4 protein-coding genes are annotated in these 3,750 nt (G+C 71.3%); all 4 read right to left on the minus strand.

Translation table 11 applies throughout. The features are described 5' to 3' along the window. The coding region (locus tag ACFV6I_RS17985) for a hypothetical protein (RefSeq protein ID WP_380426276.1) at positions 1-1,603 on the minus strand (1,603 nt) is incomplete at its 3' end. Positions 1,604-1,699: 96 nt separating this feature from the next. Then, positions 1,700-2,152, minus strand: coding sequence for a hypothetical protein (locus ACFV6I_RS17990; RefSeq protein WP_063353134.1), 453 nt, complete (start codon positions 2,150-2,152; stop codon positions 1,700-1,702). Positions 2,153-2,235: 83 nt separating this feature from the next. Further along, a complete protein-coding gene (locus ACFV6I_RS17995; protein WP_159398775.1) occupies positions 2,236-3,048 on the minus strand; it encodes an ATP-binding protein in 813 nt (270 codons plus the stop codon). 14 nt (positions 3,049-3,062) lie between these two features. Continuing rightward, the gene (locus ACFV6I_RS18000; RefSeq protein WP_380426278.1) at positions 3,063-3,548 is read right to left on the minus strand and encodes a hypothetical protein; all 486 of its coding nucleotides are present in this window, start codon (positions 3,546-3,548) and stop codon (positions 3,063-3,065) included. Positions 3,549-3,750: the final 202 nt, after the last annotated feature.

Genomic DNA, 3,750 nt, shown 5'->3' on the forward strand with positions numbered 1-3,750 from the left:
CGCCGCCGCCCCCCCGGCGCGCCCCCCCCCCCCCACCCGCCCCCTGATAGACGCCGCGCGCGCCCGCGTCAGCCAGCCGGGCGGCTTCCCGGGTCGGCACCCTGGTGCCGAGCTTCGCGTATTGCTCGGCGAGGTCATCGTGTCCCTTGTCGCGCAGCGCGGTGACCACGACCGGCCGCCACCTGAGCAGGTGCCCGCCCAGCCGCGTAGGCGGCAGCTGGCTCGCGGTGCTGCCGGGGGGAGCCAGTTCCGCCAGGTGTTTGTCGACGCTGAGGCCGAGCACCCGGGCTTGGGCGGCCGCTTCGTCGCGCAGCATCTGTGCCGGGTGGACCGGTACTGGCTGCTTCGGCATCTGGTGCTCCTCAGCGGTTGGTCCGGCGTCGCGGCCGGCATCCTGCCGGGGGCCGTGCTGTTCGCAGCGGGCGCCGTTGGCGTACGGGCGGACGCAGTTCTTTGGGGTGGGGCAGTCCGGGACGGTGCAGCGCGGCTGCTCGGTTCCCGGGCTGGAGAACCCGGAGGCCCCAAACGCGTCCTGGGCCTGGGACGGCGGCTGCGGGGAGGCCGTCCCGGCCTTGTTCGCCAGGGCGTTGAGCGCGCGCTCGATGGCGTCGGCTGCCGACACCGGCCCGTCCTTGCCGGCGACCTTGCGGCGGCTCAGCATCTGGTGGCCGTAGAACGCGGTGAGGCGGTGCAGGTACTCGGGCTGCTGGGTGCCGAAGGAGAGCATGATCAACTTGGTCAGCTGGTCGTCGGACGGGTCGTCCGGCAGGTCATCGAGCATGTCCAGGCCTTCGGCCTGTTCCCGGATGATGGCCTCCGGGTGCGATGCGCGGTAGGTCGAGCGGGCGACCCGCTTGTCCATCCCGAGGTCGCGGAACAGCTTGTCGACGTTGAAGCCGGGCAGGGGGCGGATGTGGGCGGCGCTCAAATCCCGGTTCAGGGAGCGCACGCCGGTCAGGAACGCCGAGTCCCGGGCCCGGAGCTGGACGACCGCCGTGCACTCGAACGGCAGCGACCTCTCCGACTTCACCTTCCATGCCCGGTCCCGTGTGGGCTTGTCCCCGTCGAAGAGCACGACGTCCTCCAGCCGGGCGGTGATCAGCACCGGACCGTCGTGGTACTTGAGGGTGTTGATGACGTCCTTGAACCGGTTCTTCGCCTTCTGCCATTGGTCCGCGGTGATGGTCAGCTCGCTGTCCGGTGCCGCGCCGCGCTCGGTGGCCCGCCGGCGGGCCACCGCGGTCTGTTCGTCGCACAGCAGCTCCCAGAGCATGCTGGCGGAGTCGACCACGATCAGGTTGGGTTTGCCGTCGGCACCGCGCGGCTGGGCCACGGCGTAGCGAACGGCGTCGAGAAAATCCATGTAGCTGCCGTCATGACGGACGATCCGGTAGGGACCCAACTGCTTGTACTCGTCGGCGGAGTCCTCGCCCAGTTCCAGCCAGTACGTCGTGCCGACCAGGTCGGAGTTCGATGCCAGAGCCGCCTCGTACGTCTTGCCGGCCTTCTCGACGCCGGCCAGGAGCAGCCGGGGGAAGGCGGGGACGCCGCTGGGCTCGTCGACTGCACGATCAAGGCGGCGAGGCGGGAGCAGGAGTGTCACGGGTGTCCTCTCGGTTGTCCGGGTTGCTGGCCCGGTGATGCTGCCGGGTCGGGCAGCCTTAGATCCCCTCCTTAAGTGTAACATGTAAAATGATTATCAGGGGTGGAGGATTCTTGAGACCGGCCGGTCGACCGGCTCATCGACCTGCGGGTCCAACGCCACGTTGGCCGCTGCGTACCAGGCGTCGAGAAGCTCTGCTGTCCCCGCCACGTCCGGGTCACCGGGATCGCCTGGGCCGCTCGCCGCTGAACCGCCCGGAGCCGACCACCGCGTCACCGCCGCCTCGTACCGGACCCGCGCGGTATCCGGGTCCAACAGCAGTGCCGCGCCCAGTTCCTCCCAGCTCGTCCCCTCCAGGCGCGCTGTGATCACCGTGCGGTCCAGTGCTTCAAGCGCCAACGCCCGCAGGTGCCTGACCTCCCGGATCCGGTCTCTGGCTGGCCGGCGGGTCGACGTGGTGCCCACCAGAGCGGCAGCGAACTGGGCGACATCGCGCTGGGCAACCGCCGCGGCCACCTGGGCGCGGGCTGCCGGGCCGTACTCGGGCATGGGGGAGCGTCCTCTCGTGGTCTCCCCTCGCACCTTAGCCACCCTGGCTGTGAACCGGCGGCGCGCCGGCCCGGGTCGACGGGTCACCACCGCACCGGCTCACGGCGGTCCGGACGCAGAAACTCCAGCGCCATGGCGCTTTCCCCGAGCCGGGAGACGATCCGGTCGCCGAGGACCTTCGCGATCTGCGCGGAGTGCAGATTGGTGGCGATCACGGTCGGCAGGCCGGAAGCGATCCGCGCGGACAGCAGGTCGCCGGTCGCCTGGCGTACGGCCTCGGTCGCTTGGCCGTCCATCTCACCGCACAGTTCATCCAGGATCAGCAGCTTGCACCGGTCGTGGAACTCCCTGACCTGGAGCGCCGTGAGCCCGGCCGGTGCCCCGTCAGGACGTAGCCAGCGCACGTAGTCGCCGTGCCGGACGTACCGGGTCATGATCCCGGCCTGGACGGCGAGCGACCCGAGGGCGATCGCCGCGGCCGTCTTACCCGAGCCCACGTTTCCGAAGGCGATCAGGTGCTGCTTGGTTTCCTGGCCGGCGGCGATCCGCTTCACCCAGTAGGCGAGGGCCTGGGGATGCTGGTCGTCGTCGAGCAGCACCCCACCCTCGGGCAGTCCGCCGGGCGGCACGCAGACGTGGTGCCGAAGGTAGGCCCGATGCCGGGCCCGCTCCAGGCTCTTGAGCCAGGCCGTTACGTAGATGCCCAACCGGTACTCGTCCGGCCGCTCCCACACCACGCCGTCCTGCACCGGCACCGTGCCGCGAGCGCGCTGCTCCATCGTCCCCCTGGCCATCACCCCGCGTGCCTGGCGGATCGCCAGCGCCTTGACCGTGGCCGCAGTGTCCGCGGCCGTCAGTTCCCGTCCGAGCGTCAGCTCCGCGATCGAGGCAACCATGTCGGGTCCGCCCTTCACCGGCTGTTCAGCGCGTTCAGCAGCTCGTCGGCCGCTGGCTTCGCGGCCTGCTGCTCCGACTGGGGGTGGGAGGCGGCATCGTCGTACATCGGCGCCGCACCGCGCCGTCCCTGCTGTACGGCCTTTCCGGCGGCCGTGCCGAGAGCGGCCTGCCACTGTTGCGCCGAGGGAACATGCTTGCCGCAGGCGAGCAGCGCGGCCCAGATCTGCTGTTTCGTGTACCCGGCGTCGGCGGCGCGCTTGATCATCCCCATCAGCATCGGGAAGCCGTTCTTGGCGCCCGCCCACGGACCGAACTCGGCCTGGGCGTGCTCCCACCACCTTGTGGCACCATCCCGCGCGAGTTGGTCGAGCCTCGCTTGTTCCGCCGTCCGGTCCGCCCGGCGGCGGTCGGTGTTCTCCCGCTTGTTGGACTTCGGGCGGGGCGGCTTGCCGTCCCCGCCGGCCGGCGCGCCCAGCTCGGCGTCGGCCTGACCGTGCACGTCAGCGGGGTCCGCACCTGGGGGCGGGTGACCGGGGAGAGTTATAGGGGCTATTTGGGGGTCTTCAAGTCCCCCCTGAACGGACTGAGAGTCCCCCCTGCCGGGGGGGTGCGACGCCCCCCCGGCGGAGTCATGCCGGGGGGGCCGGTTGGAGGGGGGGGGCAGCGGGGCCGGCGCGCCCCGCGGCGCCGGGGGCCGCACG

This window comes from Kitasatospora sp. NPDC059803 (assembly GCF_042732255.1).
Lineage (GTDB): Bacteria > Actinomycetota > Actinomycetes > Streptomycetales > Streptomycetaceae > Kitasatospora.